We start from the raw sequence: 17,490 nt of genomic DNA on the forward strand, positions 1-17,490 counted from the left end.
GGAAATGACTGAGTCCCCCCTCCCCTCGCGGGAGGGGGCTAGGGGGAGGGGGTTCCCGCAGCTCGGCCCGACCGCGGATCAAGGCGAGCCGGTTCGGGCTGCGCGGTTGATCCATGCCCATTCGCGCGCGGACGCGCGCAGACCCCTCCCCCTGCCCCCCTCCCGCAAGGGGAGGGGGGACTTAGGAAGAGACGCAACTGCGATAACGGGAAGAGCTTGGAGTGACCCGACCGGATCACTCCTCGCGATGATGGTCCTTGGCGTCGACGTCGATCGGCACGCCCGGCAGCAGCTTGGCGGTGCGGATCGCCAGGGCCGACTTGACGTGGTTGACGTTCGGCGCGGAGGTCAGCTGGGTGGTGAGGAAGCGCTGGTAGCTGTCCCAGTCCTCGGCCACGATCTTCAGCAGGAAGTCGGTCTCGCCGGCCAGCATGTGGCATTCGCGGACCAGCGGCCAGCTGCCGACCAGCTCCTCGAACTTGCGCAGATCGGCCTCGGCCTGGCTGGTCAGCCCGACCTGGGCGAAGACGGTGACGCCGAAGCCCAGCGCCTCGGGGTTGATGTCGGCGTGGTAACCGCGGATGTAATGTGCCTCCTCCAGCGCCCGGACGCGGCGCAGGCAGGGCGGGGCGGAGATGCCGGCACGGCGTGCCAGCTCGACATTCGTCATCCGACCGTCGTCCTGGAGGTCGCGGAGGATACGGCGGTCGATGCGGTCGAGCTTCACACGGCGCATGGGTTCTCTCATGAAAGGGCTTCCGTGATTACGCGCAAGGATATTGCCGGACTTTCGCCGGGCGCAAGCGCAATCCTGTTTCGCGGGGAGGGTTTGGCAGGATGAGCGCGACGGCGCGCGCGGGGATGAGCGAGATCGGCTCCCTGCGGGTGTGGGTGGTGTCGGATGGCCGCCCGGCGAACGAGAACCAGTGCCTGGGCCTGGCGGAGGCGCTCGGCATCGTCCCGGAGGTGGTCCGACTCGGCGTTCGCCATGGCTGGCATCGGCTTTTCGATCCCGTTCGGCCCGCCGCCGGCTTCGGGCTGGACGGGCCGCCCTGGCCCGACCTGCTGATCGCAGCCGGCCGGCAGAGCGTGTATCCCGCCCTTGCGGTGAAACGGGCCAGCGGTCATCGGACGCGCCTTGTGCAAATATTTCGTCCCGGCGTCAACCCGCGGCGTTTCGATCTGATCGTGACGCCCCGGCACGACGGCCTGAAAGGATCCAACGTCTGCGCCACCAGCGGCGCCTTGAACCTCGTCACCCCGGCCCGCCTCGCCGCGGCCGCCACGGAGTGGGAGCCGGTGCTGGGCCGCCTGCCGCGACCACGCGCCGCGGTGCTGATCGGCGGCAGCAGCAAGTCGGTGGCGGTGCCGGAAGGGGCAGTGGCGCGACTCGCCGATCAGCTCGCCGATCTGGCGCGCGGCGGAGCCGGGCTGATGGTCACCACCAGCCGGCGCACGCCGGCGGGCGAGGTGGCGGCACTGCGCCGGGCGCTGGACGGGCTGCCGGCCTGGATCTGGGACGGCACCGGCGCCAACCCCTATTTCGGCTTCCTGGCCCTGGCCGACGCCGTGATCGTCACCAATGACAGCATCAACATGACCTCGGAGGCGGCGACCACCGGCAAGCCGGTGCATGTCGTCGAATGGGCGGAGCTGGCGCCGAAGCACCGCCGCTTCCAGGACGCGCTGGCGGCCGCGGGCATCACCCGTCCCTTCGCCGGCCGGCTGGAGCAGTGGTCCTACGCGCCGCTCGACGACACCGCCCGGGCGGCGGAGCGGGTGCGGGCGCTGTTCGACCAAGCCTGACCGCGGCGCGAGCACCCCTGGTCCGCGTCGCCTTGCCCCGGCCGCCGCCGGTGGCTATCTATCGATGACACTTCCCCTCGAGCGGATCGTCGCCCCATGCCGGCCACCCATCGCACCAAGGTCCTGATCATCGGTTCCGGCCCGGCCGGCTACACCGCCGCGATCTACGCCGCGCGCGCCAATCTGGAGCCGATCCTGGTGCAGGGGCTGCAGCCCGGCGGGCAGCTGACCATCACCACCGATGTCGAGAACTACCCCGGCTTCGCCGACGTGATCCAGGGCCCCTGGCTGATGGAGCAGATGGAGGCCCAGGCCCGGCACTGCGGCACGCGGCTGGAGTTCGACCTGATCACCGAGGTCGACTTCTCGCGCCGGCCCTTCGTCTGCACCGCCGATTCCGGCACGGTCTACGAAGCCGATTCGGTGATCATCGCCACCGGCGCCCAGGCGCGCTGGATGGGCCTGCCGAGCGAGCAGCGGCTGCAGGGCCGCGGCGTCTCCGCCTGCGCCACCTGCGACGGCTTCTTCTTCCGCGGCAAGGAGGTGGCGGTGATCGGCGGCGGCAACTCCGCGGTCGAGGAGGCGCTGTACCTGACCAACCACGCCACCAAGGTGACGCTGGTGCACCGCCGCGACCAGCTGCGCGCCGAGCGCATCCTGCAGGACCGGCTGTTCGCCCACCCGAAGATCGAGGTGGTGTGGAACCACACGGTCGAGGAGATCGTCGGCGGCGGCACGCCCGAGGCGGTGACCGGCGCCCGGCTGCGCGACACCAAGACCGGGGCCGAGCGCGTGCTGCCGGTCGACGGCGTCTTCGTCGCCATCGGCCACGACCCGGCGACCGCGGTGTTCAAGGGCCATGTCCGCATGGACGCCGACGGCTACATCCTGACCGCGCCGGATTCGACCGCGACCGACGTGCCCGGCGTGTTCGCCGCCGGCGACGTCAAGGACCGGGTCTACCGCCAGGCGGTGACCGCGGCCGGAATGGGCTGCATGGCGGCGCTGGAGGCCGAGCGCTTCCTGTCCGAGCATGCCGGCACCGGCCACCTGGCGCGAATCGCCGACCGCGACACCCGCCCGGTCGCCGAGCCCGCCGCGGCCGCGGGCTGAGCCGCCCGTCCGGGCAGGACGTGCCGCTGTTTTAATAAGGACGATGACGATAGGGGGGGCATCCCCCCTATCGGGCGAATTCGGATGAAACATTGTTCCCGATCGTACCAAGCTTTGCTTGCGTTGGGTCGGGGGTGCCCCTCATAGTGTATATAGTGTGATTCGCAGGCGCGACGCCGAGCGCTGGTATATCGACCATCCCGCCCTTGTCGCCCGCGCAAGAAACGAACGGGTGCCGGAGAATGGACTGGGACAAGCTGCGCGTTTTCCACGCCGTCGCTGACGCGGGCAGCTTTACCCATGCGGGCGAGAAGCTGAACCTCAGCCAGTCGGCGGTCAGCCGCCAGATCAGCGCGCTTGAGGAGAGCCTCAAGGTCCCGCTGTTCCACCGCCATGCCCGCGGCCTGATCCTGACCGAGCAGGGCGAGCTCTTGTTCCGCACGGCGCGCGAGGTCTTCGCCAAGCTGTCGATGACCGAGGCGCAGCTGAGCGAGAGCAAGGACCACGCCCGCGGCCCGCTGAAGATCACCACCACCGTCGCCTTCGGCTCGACCTGGCTGACGCCGCGGGTGCGCGAGTTCCTGACCGCCTATCCGGACATCGACCTGACCGTCCTGATCGACGACGAGGAGCTGGACCTGGGCATGCGCGAGGCCGATGTGGCGATCCGCATGACCCCGCCGCGCCAGCCCGACCTGATCCAGCGCCACCTGATGACGGTGAAGATCCACATCTTCGGGTCGGTCGACTACCTGAAGCGCAACGGCATCCCGCAGACGCTGGACGACCTGAACAAGCACTCGATGATCATCTACGGCGACGATGCGCGCGGGCCGATCGCCGACATCAACTGGCTGGCCCATGTCGGCAGCCCGCCGCCGGGCGGCCGCAGGATCGCGCTCCGGGTCAACAACCAGTACGCCATCTACCGCGCCGTGCGCAGCGGCCTCGGCCTCGCCGCCCTGCCCGACTTCATGGTCGACCCGACCCTGAACGTGGTGCGGGTGCTGCCCGAGGTGACCGGCCCGACCACCGAGGCCTATTTCGTCTATGCCGAGGAGCTGCGCCACTCCAAGCGCATCTCGGTGTTCCGCGACTTCCTCGTCCGCAAGGTGGCCGAGAGCAAGTTCTGAGGCCGGGTCCGGTCGTCAGAGCGCTGCTCGTCATGGCGAGCCATGCTGGGTGTGGCAGTCCATTTGCGTGTTGCCTCTCCCGCTTGCGGGAGAGGTCGGGCTCGCGCAGCGAGACCGGGTGAGGGCCTTCCCGGCCCGCCAACAAGCGCGGACCGGCCCGCAGGCGTACGGCCCGCCCCTTCCTGAAACGCTGACCCAGGCGTCGCGGCCGAGCGCCCTCACCCGGAGCCGCTTCGCGTCTCCGACCTCTCCCGCAAGCGGGAGAGGCAACTCGCTCACATCCGTAGGGCCCGGTCGGGCCTTGCAATCAGCCTAGAAACGCGTGATCGGGCCTCGCGGACGTGCCGGAAAATGGCATGGTCAGGAGCGCGCGTCTCTCTAGTAGGACCTTTCGCCCGCTTTTCCAGGCCTTGAACCTGAGAAAAACACGGCAAATGTCTGAAATCTGTGCAAAAGCACCTGGAAAAGTGGCGGATTCCCTGAGGTTTGCATGCCTCACAGCGAGCTATGCAATGCGCGCATAAAAGCATTGGTAGAAACTGGTTACCAATCGCTCACAGAATGCCTATCTTAAGAGCGTTCGTGCTGCAGCGCAGCAGAACAAGGGTCCGGCACTGCCGGCTCCTTGCGTCTCCCAGACGTGAAGCCTCCCTGTTTGACTCGGGCCGGAACGCGTTTCCGGCCCTTTTTTTGTGCAGAATCCGGTACCCGGCCGCGGATCATGGTCCGGCTCCGGCCGGTGCCATGATCCCATCGCATAAAGGGGGTGGCGTCCCCCTGCCGAAAGCGTCGGCGCCGGTCAGGTGTACAGGCGCTCGTTCTCCAGCCCCTTGTAGAGGCCGGCGACGTATTCGCCGTAGCCGTTGAACAGCTGCGTCGGCACCCGCTCGCCGGTGCCCAGCACCCGCTCCATCGCCTGGCTCCAGCGCGGATGCGGCACCTCCGGGTTCACATTGGCCCAGAAGCCGTACTCGCTGCTCTGCAGCTGTTCCCAGAAGCTGACCGGGCGTTCGTCGGTGAAGCCGATGCGGACGATGCTCTTGATCGACTTGAAGCCGTATTTCCACGGCGTCACCAGCCGCAGCGGCGCGCCGTTCTGGCGCGGCACCGGCTTGCCATAGAGGCCGGTGACCATGAAGGCGAGGTCGTTGGTCGCCTCGGCCATGGTCAGGCCCTCGACATAGGGCCAGGGGTAGAAGACCTGGCCGAAGCCCGGCGCGTCATCGTCCTGGAATGTTTGCATGCGTACATATTTCGCCGAGGCCAGCGGCTTGGCATAATCGACCAGCGCCTTCAGGGGGAAGCCGGTCCAGGGCACCGCCATCGACCAGGCCTCGACGCAGCGGTGGCGGTACAGCCGCTCCTCCAGCGGCATGGCGCGGATCAGGGTGTCGATGTCGACCTCCCGCTCCTCTTCGACCATGCCCTCGAACTTGACGGTCCAGGGGCGGATCTTCAGCGCCTGCGCCGCCTCCCAGATGTCCTTGTCGGAGCCGTATTCGTAGAAGTTGTTGTAGGTGGTGACGTCCTGCTCGGGCGTCAGCGGCCGGTCGAGCGCATAGCGGTCGTTGCGCTTGGCCGGGTAGAGGCCGGCGGTCGGGTCCGGATCGGCGGCGCGGGCCGGGCGCAGCTCGAGCGCCGCGCCGGCGGTGGCCAGCAGGCCGGCGCCGAGGCCCATCGCCTGCAGCAGCCGCCGCCGGTTCAGATACACCGATTCCGGCGTCGCCCGGCTTTCGGGGATCCGCCACCCCGCATTGCGCTTGATCAGCATCGGCCTGTCCTCCTTGACCCGAACCATCCGACCGCGAGGCGGTCTCACCTGTAGTTCGCGGCGGGACAGGCCGACGTTACCGCGACACCGCGGCAGGGGCCAGCGGCGCCGGGACTCAACCCGGCGCCGCCCTGTCTCAGCGCAGCGCGGCGCAGGCGCGCTGGATGCGCTCGCCGGCGTCCTGCAGCGCCTCGGTCGCGGTGGCGTAGGAGATGCGGAAGAACGGCGCCAGGCCGAAGGCCGAGCCCTGCACCACCGCCACGCCCTCGGCTTCCAGCAGATAGGTGACGAAATCCTCGTCGGTCTCGATCACCTTGCCGTCCGGGGTCTTCTTGCCGAGGGTGCCGGCGCAGGACGGGAAGACGTAGAAGGCGCCCTCCGGCCGCGGGCAGGTCAGCCCGGCCGACTGGTTCAGCATCGACACGATCAGGTCGCGGCGCTGCTGGAACACCACGTTGTTGCGCGGGATGAAGTCTTGCGGCCCGTTCAGCGCCTCGACCGCCGCGGCCTGGCTGATCGAGGACGGGTTGGAGGTCGACTGGCTCTGCACCTTGGCGATGGCCTTGATCAGGTCCGGCCGGCCGGCGGCGTAGCCGATGCGCCAGCCGGTCATGCAATAGGCCTTGGACACGCCGTTCAGCGTCAGGGTGCGGTCGTACAGCTTCGGCTCGACCTGGGCCGGGGTGACGAATTTGAAGTCGTCATAGACCAGGTGCTCATACATGTCGTCGGTCAGGACATGGACCTGCGGATGGCGCAGCAGCACGTCGGTCAGCGCCTTCATCTCCGCGAAGCTGTAGGCGGCGCCGGTCGGGTTCGAGGGCGAGTTCAGGATCAGCCACTTGGTCTTCGGCGTGATCGCGGCCTCGAGGTCGGCCGGCTGCAGCTTGAAGCCCTGCTCCGCCGGGCAGACCACCGGCACCGGCGTGCCGCCGCACAGCAGCACCATGTCGGGATAGCTGACCCAGTAGGGGGCGGGGATGATCACCTCGTCGCCCGGGTCCAGCGTGGCCAGGAGCGCGTTGTACAGCACCTGCTTGCCGCCGGTGCCGACGGTGACCTGGCTGGTCTCGTATTTGAGGCCGTTCTCGCGCAGGAACTTGGCGGCGATGGCCTTCTTCAGCTCCGGCGTGCCGTCGACCGCGGTGTATTTGGTCTTGCCCGCCTGGATCGCGGCGATCGCCGCCTGCTTGATGTTGTCGGGCGTGTCGAAATCCGGCTCGCCGGCGCCGAGGCCGATGACGTCGCGGCCGGCGGCCTTCAGCTCGGCCGCCTTGGTGGTGACGGCGATGGTCGGCGACGGCTTGACGCGGGCGAGCGAGGCGGCGAGGAAGGCCATGGGTCCGGATCCCGGGAAAGTGGAAGCGGGCGACGGTAGCGCCGCCCGCCGCCCGCCGACAAGCCGGAAGCCCTGCGAAAATTCGGCACCGCGCCCGCGCCGGGCGCGGAGGGCGGCCTTCAAGGGAAGCCACTGGCTGCCATCGCCGGCCTGTCCTATATTAAGGACATGGCCAAGCCCGCACCTCAGCCGCCGCCTGAAGACGATCCCGAGACGGCCGCCCTGCGCGCCGCAGTCGCGGAGGCTCGGGCATCTTTGGACAAGGGACAGTATATCCGGCATGAAGACATGCGCCGATGGTTGCTGTCATGGGGCACCGAGAACGAGCTGCCCCCGCCGTCCGAATGGAAGTAAGGTGGTCGCTGGAAGCCGAAAGAGATCTCTTCCGCGTCCGATCCTATATCGCTGAATTCAACCCGTGGGCCGCGAGCCGCGTCGCTGTACAGCTGCTCGCTGCGGGCGACAGCCTTGAGCATCTGCCACGCCGTGGTCGTCCCGGCCGGTTGCCCGGAACACGCGAACTTGTATCCGTTCAGCCCTTCGTGATCGTGTACGAGATCACGACAGTCGTCGAGATCCTGCGCATCTGGCATGGAGCACAGAGCCGATAGCGGCACCGCCCCCGCGTCGGGCGCGGAGGGAGTCTTATCGTTGGTTGGCCGGAGGCACCGCCCGATCGATCAGCTTCGCCATCGGGATATCAAGCGCGTGCCGGAACTCAAGGTCGAAGAACGCCCGCTCGGCGATCTGCCGCAGATCCTCGGACAGGTCCGTCAGCGTCCGCGGGACCGACGGCACGGCCATCGCCTCATAGACATCGCGATACTCGACCCTGTGGGCATCCTGCCAGTCATAGACGTACAACCCACGCTCGGCCAACTCCTTGAAACCCCTATAGCTTGAGGCGCCCGGCTGGGTAGGGACGAATTGGGCGGCCCCATTTGGGGCCAGCTCCAGCACCCTGTGCTCGATGTCGAGGTCGTCATATCCCTCACCGAGGGTCCAGGCGGGGATCGGCCCCGGACCGGCGGTGATCATGACGGCCAGATGGCCCAGCGCATCGGATGCGAGCCATCCCGCGTCGAGCCAGGTCTCATACCGGAATTCCATGTGCGCGTCCCCGACCGGAGGCGCCGCATCCTACCCCTTCACCGCCCCCTGGGTGAGACCCGCGATGAGCTGGCGGGAGAAGAAGGCGTAGAGCACCAGCACCGGGATGATGGCCAGCGTCAGCGAGGCCAGCACCGCGTTCCAGTCGGTGACGTACTGGCCGACGAATTGCTGCACGCCGAGGGTGATGGTGCGGGTGCCGTCGCCCGGCGCCAGGATCAGCGGGAACCACAGGTCGTTCCAGATCGGCACCATGGTGAAGACCGCCACCGTCGCCAGCGCCGGCCGCACCAGCGGCAGGATGATGCGGTAGAAGATGCGGTATTCGCCGACCCCGTCGCAGCGCGCGGAATCCTTCAGCTCCTTCGGGATCTGGCGCATGAACTCCGACAGGATGAAGATCGACAGCGGCAGCCCCATCGCGGTGTAGACCAGGATCAGCGCCGCCAGGGTGTTGATCAGGTCGAGCGACACGATCAGGCGCAGGATCGAGACGGTGCCGAGCCGGATCGGGATCATGATGCCGACGGCGAGGTACAGCGCCAGCACGGCGTTGCCCTTGAAGCTGTATTCCGACAGCGCCCAGGCGGCCATGGCGCCGAGGAAGACAACCAGGAACAGCGTCGCCAGCGTCACCGTCAGGCTGTTGCCGAAATACAGGCCGAAGTCGGACCGGGTCAGCACCGTGTCGAAGCCGATCAGGCTGAAGGTGTCCGATGTCGGCGGCATCAGCGGCGCGCTGAAGATCGCCTTGCGCGACTTGAAGGCGTTGAACAGCACCAGGACGATCGGGAACAGCGCGATCGCGGTGTAGACCAGCAGCACCGCATGGACGGCCGCGGTCGAGACCCTAGGAGAACGGTTGGCGGCCATGGTCAGAGCTCGTAGCGCTGCAGCCGGCGCTGGACCAGGTAGAAATAGGTCATGACGCCGGCCAGGATGATCAGGAACATGATCGTCGCCACCGCGGCCCCCATGGTCGGGTCGCCCAGCTGCAGCTGGAAGCCGAAGAAGGTGCGGTAGAAGAAGGTGCCGAGGATGTCGGTCGCGAAGTTCGGCCCGGCCAGCGCCCCCTGGGAGACGTAGATCAGGTCGAAGGCGTTGAAGTTGCCGACGAAGGTCAGGATCGAGACCATGCCGATGGTCGGCCAGATCAGCGGCAGCTTGATCCGCCAGAAGATCGTCATCTGGCTGGCGCCGTCGACCCGCGCCGCCTCGGTCAGGCTGTCCGGGATGTTCAGCAGCGCGGCGTAGGTCAGGAGCAGCGGCATGCCCACCCACTGCCAGACCGACACCAGGGCCAGGGTGATCAGCGCGCTCTGCTCCTGCCCGAGCCAGGGGGCGAACAGCGAGCCGAGGCCGACCGTGCCCAGCATCGACTTGGCGACGCCCCAGGTCGGCGACAGGATCAGCTTCCAGATGAAGCCGATGATCACCACCGACAGCAGCGTCGGGGTGAACATCAGGGTGCGGTACGTGTTGGTGAAGCGCAGATTGGGCAGGGCCAGCAGTGCCGCCAGGCCGATCGCGATCGGGTTCTGCACCAGCATGTGCACGGCGAAGAACAGGACGTTGTTGCCCAGCGCGTTCCAGAACCGGTCGGCCCATTGCGGGTCGAAGAACAGCGCCGCGTAGTTGGCCAGCCCGGCGAAGCTCTCCACCCCCGCCTCATCCCGCGTGAACAGGCTGAGCCTCAGGCTGTCGAGCAGTGGGTAGACCATGAACACGGTGTAGATCAGCGTCGCCGGCGCCAGGAAGACGACGACGTGCCAGGGAAAGCGGCCGCGGCGGCCCGCGATCTGGGCGCGAGGAAGCTCGGCGGTCTGGGTGCTGGCCATGGGAACAGCCTATCAATACGGGCGCGGGACCGCGCGGTCCGGGATGGCCGGGCCGCGCGTCCCGCGCCGGGGAGTCAGATCACTTGGCGGCCGGCTTGTACCAGGAGTCGAGCCCCTTCTGGATGCTCTCCGCCGCCTGCTGCGCCGTCATGGTGCCGTTCAGCACCTGGGCCGAGACGTTCCACAGCTCGTTCTCCAGGTTCGGCGTGCCGCGCGACAGGATCTGGTACGAGTTGCGGATCGACGATTCGCAGGTCTTGCGCCAACCCAGGAACTCCGCCGCCACCGGGTCCTTGACCGTGACCGGGTGGTTCGACAGCGAGTAGAAGCCCGGCAGCGCGTTCGAGTAGATGTCGGCGAATTCCGGCGTCGCCAGCCATTCCAGGAAGGCCTTGGCGGCCTCCGGGTTCTTGGTCTTGGCGTTCATGCCGAGGGCGATGTCGGTGTGGTCGCTGATATAGCACTTGTCGCCGACCTTCTCGACCGGCGGCGGGAAGGCGCCCATCTTGAAATCGGCCTGGGCGTTGAAGGCGGCGATGTCCCAGGATCCGGCCGGGTAGATCGCGGCGCGGCCGAGGGTGAACAGGTTCTGGCTGTCCGGATAGGCCTGGGCCTCATAGCCGTCCGGCAGGTACGGCTTCCACTTCGCCAGCTCCTCGAAGGCCTCGACATAGGGCTTGTCGGTGAACTTCTCCTTGCCCGCAATCAGCGCCTTGCGGCCTTCCTCGCCCTTCCACAGGTTCGGACCGATGTTCTGGAAGCCCATGGTCGCGGCCTCCCACTGGTCCTTGGTGCCGATGTCGAGCGGCGCGACTTCGCCCTTGGCCTTGATCTTGTCGAGCAGGGCGAAGAACTCGGCCTCGGTCTTCGGCGGGGTCAGGCCCTCCGCCTCGAACACCGATTTGTTGTAGAGGAAGCCGTGGATCACCGAGGCCATCGGCACGCAGAACAGCGTCTTGCCGTCATCGGTGATCCAGGCGCTCTTGGCCACGTCGGAGAAGGTGTCCATGCCCTTCAGGTCGGTGACCGGGGAAAGATAGCCCTTCTGGAACAGCGCCAGCGAGGCGTCGAACGGCCGGCAGCTGATCAGGTCGCCGGCGGTGCCGCCCTCGAGCTTGGCGTTCAGCGCGCCGTTGTACTCGGTCGGCGCGGTCGGCGCGAACACCACCTTGATCCCGGGATGGCCCTTCTCGAAGGCCGGGATGATGGTGTCCTGCCAGATCTTCAGATCGTCGTTGCGCCAGCTCTCGATGGTCAGGGTCGCATCCGCGGCCCCCGCCTGATTGAACTGGGCCTGGCCGGCGAGGGCGACGAGCGCCGCCCCGGCCAGGAACGCGCCGCGCAGGAACGAATGGGACATGTGCAATGGCCTCCTCTGTTCGGCGTTTCGCCGTTGCCCGCGGGCGGCAGCCCGCCCGCTGTCTCTCTAGGACCCTTGTTTCGCCGCCAGGGCGCGGCGGAGATCGCCGCCGGCGGCGTCCAGGCGCCGGCGACCATCCTCGGCGCTGTCGCCCAGCGCCACCAGGGCGGCCAGCTTGACGTTCTGCCCCGCCGCCTGCAGCGCCGCCCGCGCCGCCGCCTCGTCGACCGGCACGATGGCGCGCAGCATGCGCACCGAGCGGTCGTTCAGCTTGGCGTTGGTCGGCTGCATGTCGACCATCAGCCCGTCATAGACATGGCCGAGCCGGGTCATCACCAGGGTCGAGAACAGGTTGAGCGCCACCTTCTGCGCCGTGCCGGCCTTGAGCCGGGTGGAGCCGGCGATCGGCTCCTCCCCCGTTGCCAGCAGCACGGCATGGGCGGCGTCGCCGAAGATCGGCGCGCCGGGGTTGGAGGCGACGGCGATGGTCAGGGCGCCGGCGCGGGCGGCCTCCTGCAGCACGGCGCGGGTGTAGGGGGTGCCGCCGCTGGCGGCGATGCCGATCACCACGTCGTCGGGGCCGAGGCGCAGTGCCGCGGCCTCCGACTGGCCGGCGCCGGCGTCGTCCTCGGCATTCTCCACCGGCCGACTCAGCGCCGTGGCGCCGCCGGCGATCAGATAGGCCAGCTTGTCCTGCGGGTGGCCGAAGGTCGGGAACAGCTCCGACCCGTCCTGGGCCGCGACCCGGCCGGAGGTGCCGGCGCCGGCATAGACCAGGCGGCCGCCGCGGCGCAGCCGGGGCGCCGCATCGGCGGCGGCGGCGGCCAGGGCCGGCAGGGCCGGCCGCACCGAGGCCACGGCGGCGAGCTGGGATTCGAGCAGCGCGTCGAGGATCTCCGCATCCTCCCAGGCGTCGATGCCCCTGAAGCGGCGTGATGCGGTCTCGGTTCCCATGCGTCTCGATCGCCGGCCTGGATGAGTGGTCTAGACCACTCTCTCAGAGTTGCCCGCGCAGCGCAAGATGATCGTGGAAGCCGGCGCTGACGGCCGCCGCAGCCTACCAGCTGAAGGAGAAACCGGCGGTGAACTTGACGCCCGGCTGGTCGGTGCCGAGGTCGACCAGCGAGGCGCTGGCCTTGAGCGGGCCGAGCAGCGTCTGCTCGGCGCCGACGCTGCCGGTCAGGTGCCGGTCGGTGCTGGTGACCTGGCTGCCGACCAGCAGGGCGGTGGTGTGCCAGGGCAGCTTCAGCCTGGCGTTGCGGTCGATCTCCCAGCTGGTCACCGGCGCCTCGGGGCCCAGCAGCCCGCCGCGGGTCACCGCATAGCGGTCCTCCGACGAGCCCGACAGGCCGAGGAACGACCAGGCCCGCGACAGCACCGCCGCCAATTGCCCGGTGCCTTCGCCGGCTTGCGGGTCGAAGCTGGCCTCGACCCGGGCCGACTGCCAGAACGGCACGAACCAGGGCAGATCGGCCAGGCCGAGGCTCGCCTGCGCCTTGCCGGTGGCGGTGCGCCGCGCCATCTCCAGCCGGTCCCAGCCCTGGGCGAAGCCGGGATAGGGATCGGCCGGAATGTCGAAGGTGACGCCGGTCTTGGCGATGAAGCCGGAGGCCTGGGACTGCAGCGTCGCGCCGACCGAGCCGGCGCCGGTCACGTCACGCTGGCCGGTGACCGCGGAGAAGCCGGGATCGAGGCCGACATAGGCGCTCGACGCCCGCGACGAGCCGTGCCCCGTGCCCGGCCGGTCCCCGCGCGGAACCGGGATGGCATCGGCGGGAATGTCGAAGGTCACGCCGGTGCCGGAGATGAAGCCCGGCATCGGCGATTGCACCGCCGCGGCTGCGCCGTAATCCTCGTCCGGCCCGGCACGGGCGGCCGGCATCGCCGCCGGGATCAGCGCGAGAGCGGCTGCGAAGCGCAGAAAAAAGGGGCGGCAGGTCCGCGTCATCGGCGGGCTGTCTCTCCCTGGGGTGATGGTGGCTTCCCCCCAAGAGTAGTGATCCGGCCGCGCCTGCCAACCCCTTGAATTGTGGCAATTCCCGCCCGGGTGCGGCCGGCGGCTCAGAAGGCCAGCACCACCTTGCCGAAATGCCGGCCTGATGCCAGATGTCGCAGGGCCTCGCGCGCCTCGGTCCAGGGGAAGCTGCGGTCGATCACCGGCCGCAGCCCGGTGGCGGCGATGGCGCGGTTCATCGCCTCGAAGCTGTCGCGCGAGCCGACCGGGATGCCGCGGATGCGGGCGCGGCGGAACATGATCGCGACCGGGTTGATCTCGGCCGACATGCCGCCGAGATAGCCGATCACGTTGATCTGGCCGCCGGTGCGGATCGCGGCGAGCGAGCGGGCGAAGGTGCCGGGGCCGCCGACCTCGATGACGTGGTCGACGCCGCGGCCGCCGGTCAGGCCGCGCACCGCCACGTCCCAGTCCGTCGTCGTCCGGTAGTTCACCGTGCCGGCGGCGCCGAGCGCCCGCGCCCGCTCCAGCTTCTCGTCGCTGGAGGAGGTGACGATCGCCCGGGCGCCGACGGCGACAGCGAATTGCAGGGCGAAGACGGCGACGCCGCCGGTGCCCTGGACCAGCACCGTGTCGCCGGGCTTCAGCCCGCCTTCCGCGACCAGCGAGGTCCACGCGGTCAGGGCGGCGCAGGGCAGCGTCGCCGCCTCCGCGTCGGTCAGGTGCTCCGGCACCGCGACCACGCCCTCGGCGTCGAGCCGGACGTACTCCGCCAGCATGCCGGGACCGGGTCCGCCCAGCGGCACCGCCCGCTCGATGCCCTCGAAATCGCCGGCCACCCAGCCCTGCCAGAAGGTCGAGGCCACCCGGTCTCCGACCTTGACGCGGGTCACGCCCTCGCCCACCGCCGCGACCTCGCCGACGCCGTCGGACAGCGGCACCATCGGCAGCTCGAAGCCGGCGTGATAGTTGCCGCGGACGATCTCCAGGTCGCGGTAGTTCAGCGAGGCGGCGCGCATCCGCAGCACCACCTCGCCCCGCCGCGGCTCCGGCACCGGCCGCTCCGCCGGTCGCAGCCGGTCGATGCCCTCGCCCTCTTCGATCACGAACGCCCTCATCGCTTCGCTCCAGGATGTTGCGCTGGAGACATCGCCCGGCCTCGGTTAATCTTCAAATTCATTGTTTTCAGAAACTTCATGACGGATCGGCATGATGTTGGACGAGATGCGCGCCTTCGTGCTGCTGGCCGAGACCGGCTCGATCCAGCGGGTGGCGGAGCGGCTGCCGCTGACTCAGCCGGCGGTGACGCGGCAGATCCAGCGGCTGGAGCAGCATCTCGGCGCCACCCTGCTGGACCGGCGGGTGAAGCCGCCGCGCCTGACCCCGGCCGGCCTCGCGGCGCTGGAGCGCTGCCGCGCCATCCTGGCGGCGGTGCAGGACCTGAAGGATGGTGCCGGCGAAACGGCCGAGCCGGAGGGATCGCTGCGCCTGGGCATCGGCGTGCTGCACGCCTTCGCCGAGGCGGATTTCACGGCGCTGCTGCGCGACCTGCGCCAGCGCTGGCCGCGGCTGTCGCTGCGCCTGACCGGCGGGCTGGCCCACACCCTGCTGGCCGATCTCGACCGCGGCCGGCTGGACGCGGCGGTGGTATTGCTGCAGGAAAGTGCCGCGCCCTATCCCGGTCGGGTGGTGGGGCAGGAGAAGCTGGTGGTGGTCGGCGCCCGCGGCCTGGCCCTGCCGCGCCGGCCGTCCCTGGCCGACCTCGCCGCCTGCGACTGGGTGGTCAGCCCGCGCGAGTCCTGCGACGTCCGGCCGGCGCTGGAGGCGCTGTTCGCGCGGGAGGGGCTGGAGCTCAGGATCTCCGCCGAGGTGCACGACCTGGCGATCCAGCAGTCGCTGATCCGCTCCGGCTTCGGCCTCGGCGTGCTGCCGGCGCGGCGCAGCGCCCCCTTCACCGCGCGGGACGAGCTGCGCCGCATCGACCTGCCCGGCTTCCGTTTCGATTTCGCCATCAGCGTGGTGCGGGCGCCGCATCTCGGCCGGCTGGACCGTGCCGTCGACCATCTCGAGGAGGAGCTGCGGCAACGGCTGGCGCCGTCGGTGGTGCCGATGGCGCAGGCGCTGGCCGTAAGTAAATGAGTCCCCCTCCCCTCGCGGGAGGGGACTAGAAAACAGCCGGTCGAATGATGTGCAAAGCGGCGCCGGATCCGGTGGGAGCGGTCACGCCCCGTCGGTCGCGCGGGAAGCCTGCGCCCCCAGCCCCAAACGCCGGGCGGCGATGTCGACGATGCGGCGCGGCGGGTGGCGGATGTCGACCGTCACCACCCGCTCGCCGTCGCCCGGCGGCTCCAGCGTCTCGAACTGGCTGCGCAGCAGCGCGGGCGGCATGAAATGGCCCTTGCGGTTGGCCAGGCGGGCGGCGATCACCGCCTCCGACCCCGACAGATAGAGGAAGGCGACGCCCGGCCGGCCCCCCTCCGGCTGATGACCCACCAGCCGGTCGCGGTACACCCGCTTGAGGGCCGAGCACGCCAGCACCGCCGGCTGGCCGTCCGCCAGCCATTGCCCGATCTGCGCCGCCATGGCGTCGAGCCAGGGCCAGCGGTCGTCGTCGGTCAGCGGGTGCCCGGCCTTCATCTTCTCGATGTTCGCCGGCGGGTGGAAGCTGTCGGCGTCGGCGAAGACCCCGGCCATGCGGCGGGCCAGCTGCCTGCCGATCGTGGTCTTGCCCGAGCCGGAGACGCCCATGACGATGACCACGCCGGGTGCGCCGCCGCGGCCGGAATCCGAAGGTTGGGTCGCGTCCGCGGCCGCCATGGGCATGTCCTCAGCTGAGCTTCACAACCTCGCCGGTGCGGAAGCTCTCATCCGCCGCCAGCACGATGCGCAGGCTGTCGATCGCCGCCTGCATGGAATCGGTCAGGTCCAGGTCCTCGCGGATCGCGCGCAGGAAGAACTCCTGCTCGCGGTCGCACAGCTCCTGGTGGCCGGGCTCGTCGGCCATGGTGATCCAGCGGTCCTTGTCGACGAAGTGGTTGCTGCCGTCGATCGCCGCGGAATGCAGCTTCAGCGCGTTGGTCTTGGTGTGCCGGTCGATGTCGGCGGACTCGGAGATGGCGTCGGTCTTCGCCTCGCCCTGCCCGTCCTGCGGCACCACGATCGAGACGCAGCCCTTCGGCCCGACCACGTCCTTCACGAAATAGGCCACCTCGCTCATCATCGGGCCCCAGCCGGCCTCGTACCAGCCGACCGAACCGTCGTCGAACACGACATGCAGATGGCCGTAATTGTGGATCGCGACCTCGCTGGACAGCTTGGCGCCGATGCCGTGCACCCGCACCGGCTTGGCGCCGGTCATCTGGCACATCACGTCGACATAGTGGACGCCGCAATCGACCACCGGCGACAGCGACTGCAGCAGGTTCTTGTGCCAGGTCCAGGACGGGCCGGAGCTCTGCTGGTTCAGGTTCATCCGCATCACCAGCGGCTTGCCCAGCGTCTTCGCCACCTCGATGAACCTCACCCAGGAGGGGTGGACGCGCAGGATGTAGCCGACCACCAGCTTGCGGCCCGTCTCCTTCGCCCGGGCGACGACGCGCTCGGCATCCTCCACCGTGGTCGCGATCGGCTTCTCCATGAACACATGGGCGCCGGCATCCATCGCCTGCAGGGCGAAGCCGGCATGGGTGTCGGACCAGGTGTTGATCGAGACGGCGTCCGGCCGGGTCTCGGCCAGGGCCGCGCCGTAATCGGCGAAGCGCGGATAGTCGACCAGCTCCGCCGGCAGGTCGGCCTGGGCGATCGAGCGGGCGACGAGGCCGACGATCTCGAACCCGTCCAGCCTGTGATAGGCCAGGGCGTGCGACAGGCCCATATGGCCGACGCCGACGACGAGGACGCGCACGGGTTCGGTCATGGCGGGACTCCCTGGGTCATGGTCTTGGCATGGAGGGGAAGGCTCCTCCCCACATTGTCATGCCCGGGCTCGACCCGGGCATCCAGGGATTGTCGACACCCTCTGGATTGCCGGGTCAAGCCCGGCAATGACAAGGAGGGGGAAGCCGTC

17 protein-coding genes are annotated in these 17,490 nt (G+C 69.1%); 5 read left to right on the forward strand and 12 right to left on the reverse strand.

All coding sequences use genetic code 11. The features are described from left to right. Positions 1 to 235: 235 nt before the first annotated feature. Positions 236 to 736: an Lrp/AsnC family transcriptional regulator gene (locus tag ACFW16_RS34655; RefSeq protein ID WP_342240940.1), complete on the reverse strand. Its 501-nt coding sequence runs from the start codon at positions 734 to 736 to the stop codon at positions 236 to 238. Positions 737 to 837: 101 nt separating this feature from the next. Here ACFW16_RS34655 and ACFW16_RS34660 point away from each other — a divergent pair, with 101 nt between their 5' ends. The 3 genes from ACFW16_RS34660 (at position 838) to ACFW16_RS34670 (ending at position 4,052) form a co-directional block, all read left to right on the forward strand. Continuing rightward, on the forward strand, positions 838 to 1,806 hold the full coding sequence (locus tag ACFW16_RS34660) for a mitochondrial fission ELM1 family protein (protein WP_380313667.1): 969 nt from the start codon (positions 838 to 840) through the stop codon (positions 1,804 to 1,806). 96 nt (positions 1,807 to 1,902) lie between these two features. Then, complete coding sequence (trxB, locus tag ACFW16_RS34665; RefSeq protein ID WP_380313668.1) at positions 1,903 to 2,919, forward strand: thioredoxin-disulfide reductase; 1,017 nt, start codon at positions 1,903 to 1,905, stop codon at positions 2,917 to 2,919. Between the two features lie 242 nt (positions 2,920 to 3,161). Beyond that, positions 3,162 to 4,052, forward strand: coding sequence for a LysR family transcriptional regulator (locus tag ACFW16_RS34670; RefSeq protein ID WP_380313669.1), 891 nt, complete (start codon positions 3,162 to 3,164; stop codon positions 4,050 to 4,052). Between the two features lie 799 nt (positions 4,053 to 4,851). Here ACFW16_RS34670 and msrP read toward each other — a convergent pair. After that, positions 4,852 to 5,823, reverse strand: a complete 972-nt coding sequence (gene msrP, locus ACFW16_RS34675; RefSeq protein WP_380313670.1) for a protein-methionine-sulfoxide reductase catalytic subunit MsrP — start codon at positions 5,821 to 5,823, stop codon at positions 4,852 to 4,854. 136 nt (positions 5,824 to 5,959) lie between these two features. Next, positions 5,960 to 7,162 carry a pyridoxal phosphate-dependent aminotransferase gene (locus ACFW16_RS34680; RefSeq protein WP_380313671.1) on the reverse strand — a complete coding sequence of 401 codons (1,203 nt, stop codon included), beginning with the start codon at positions 7,160 to 7,162 and terminating at the stop codon, positions 5,960 to 5,962. Between the two features lie 344 nt (positions 7,163 to 7,506). On the opposite strand from ACFW16_RS34680, the gene ACFW16_RS34685 reads away from it, so the two are divergent. Then, positions 7,507 to 7,773, forward strand: coding sequence for a type II toxin-antitoxin system RelE/ParE family toxin (locus ACFW16_RS34685; RefSeq protein WP_380313682.1), 267 nt, complete (start codon positions 7,507 to 7,509; stop codon positions 7,771 to 7,773). Between the two features lie 34 nt (positions 7,774 to 7,807). Here ACFW16_RS34685 and ACFW16_RS34690 read toward each other — a convergent pair whose 3' ends face one another. From ACFW16_RS34690 to ACFW16_RS34720, 7 genes are all read right to left on the reverse strand, one after another. Next, on the reverse strand, positions 7,808 to 8,272 hold the full coding sequence (locus ACFW16_RS34690; RefSeq protein WP_380313672.1) for a hypothetical protein: 465 nt from the start codon (positions 8,270 to 8,272) through the stop codon (positions 7,808 to 7,810). 30 nt (positions 8,273 to 8,302) lie between these two features. Continuing rightward, complete coding sequence (locus ACFW16_RS34695; protein WP_380313673.1) at positions 8,303 to 9,145, reverse strand: carbohydrate ABC transporter permease; 843 nt, start codon at positions 9,143 to 9,145, stop codon at positions 8,303 to 8,305. Between the two features lie 2 nt (positions 9,146 to 9,147). After that, positions 9,148 to 10,110: a carbohydrate ABC transporter permease gene (locus ACFW16_RS34700; protein ID WP_380313674.1), complete on the reverse strand. Its 963-nt coding sequence runs from the start codon at positions 10,108 to 10,110 to the stop codon at positions 9,148 to 9,150. Between the two features lie 79 nt (positions 10,111 to 10,189). After that, positions 10,190 to 11,470 carry an ABC transporter substrate-binding protein gene (locus ACFW16_RS34705; protein ID WP_380313675.1) on the reverse strand — a complete coding sequence of 427 codons (1,281 nt, stop codon included), beginning with the start codon at positions 11,468 to 11,470 and terminating at the stop codon, positions 10,190 to 10,192. Positions 11,471 to 11,536: 66 nt separating this feature from the next. Next, entirely contained in the window at positions 11,537 to 12,424 is an 888-nt protein-coding gene (locus ACFW16_RS34710; protein ID WP_380313676.1) for an N-acetylmuramic acid 6-phosphate etherase, read from the reverse strand. 103 nt (positions 12,425 to 12,527) lie between these two features. Beyond that, complete coding sequence (locus tag ACFW16_RS34715) at positions 12,528 to 13,418, reverse strand: hypothetical protein (RefSeq protein ID WP_380313677.1); 891 nt, start codon at positions 13,416 to 13,418, stop codon at positions 12,528 to 12,530. Between the two features lie 113 nt (positions 13,419 to 13,531). Continuing rightward, on the reverse strand, positions 13,532 to 14,542 hold the full coding sequence (locus ACFW16_RS34720; protein ID WP_380313678.1) for an NAD(P)-dependent alcohol dehydrogenase: 1,011 nt from the start codon (positions 14,540 to 14,542) through the stop codon (positions 13,532 to 13,534). A 91-nt stretch (positions 14,543 to 14,633) separates the two neighbouring features. Between ACFW16_RS34720 and ACFW16_RS34725 the strand changes: the two genes are divergently transcribed. Further along, positions 14,634 to 15,563, forward strand: coding sequence for a LysR family transcriptional regulator (locus ACFW16_RS34725; RefSeq protein ID WP_380313679.1), 930 nt, complete (start codon positions 14,634 to 14,636; stop codon positions 15,561 to 15,563). Between the two features lie 81 nt (positions 15,564 to 15,644). Here ACFW16_RS34725 and ACFW16_RS34730 read toward each other — a convergent pair whose 3' ends face one another. Both ACFW16_RS34730 and ACFW16_RS34735 read right to left on the reverse strand, forming a co-directional pair. Further along, a complete protein-coding gene (locus tag ACFW16_RS34730) occupies positions 15,645 to 16,241 on the reverse strand; it encodes a gluconokinase (RefSeq protein ID WP_380313680.1) in 597 nt (198 codons plus the stop codon). 10 nt (positions 16,242 to 16,251) lie between these two features. Then, positions 16,252 to 17,340: a Gfo/Idh/MocA family protein gene (locus tag ACFW16_RS34735; RefSeq protein WP_380313681.1), complete on the reverse strand. Its 1,089-nt coding sequence runs from the start codon at positions 17,338 to 17,340 to the stop codon at positions 16,252 to 16,254. Positions 17,341 to 17,490 lie beyond the last annotated feature (150 nt).

The organism is Inquilinus sp. NPDC058860, from assembly GCF_042743185.1.
Taxonomy (GTDB): domain Bacteria; phylum Pseudomonadota; class Alphaproteobacteria; order DSM-16000; family Inquilinaceae; genus Inquilinus.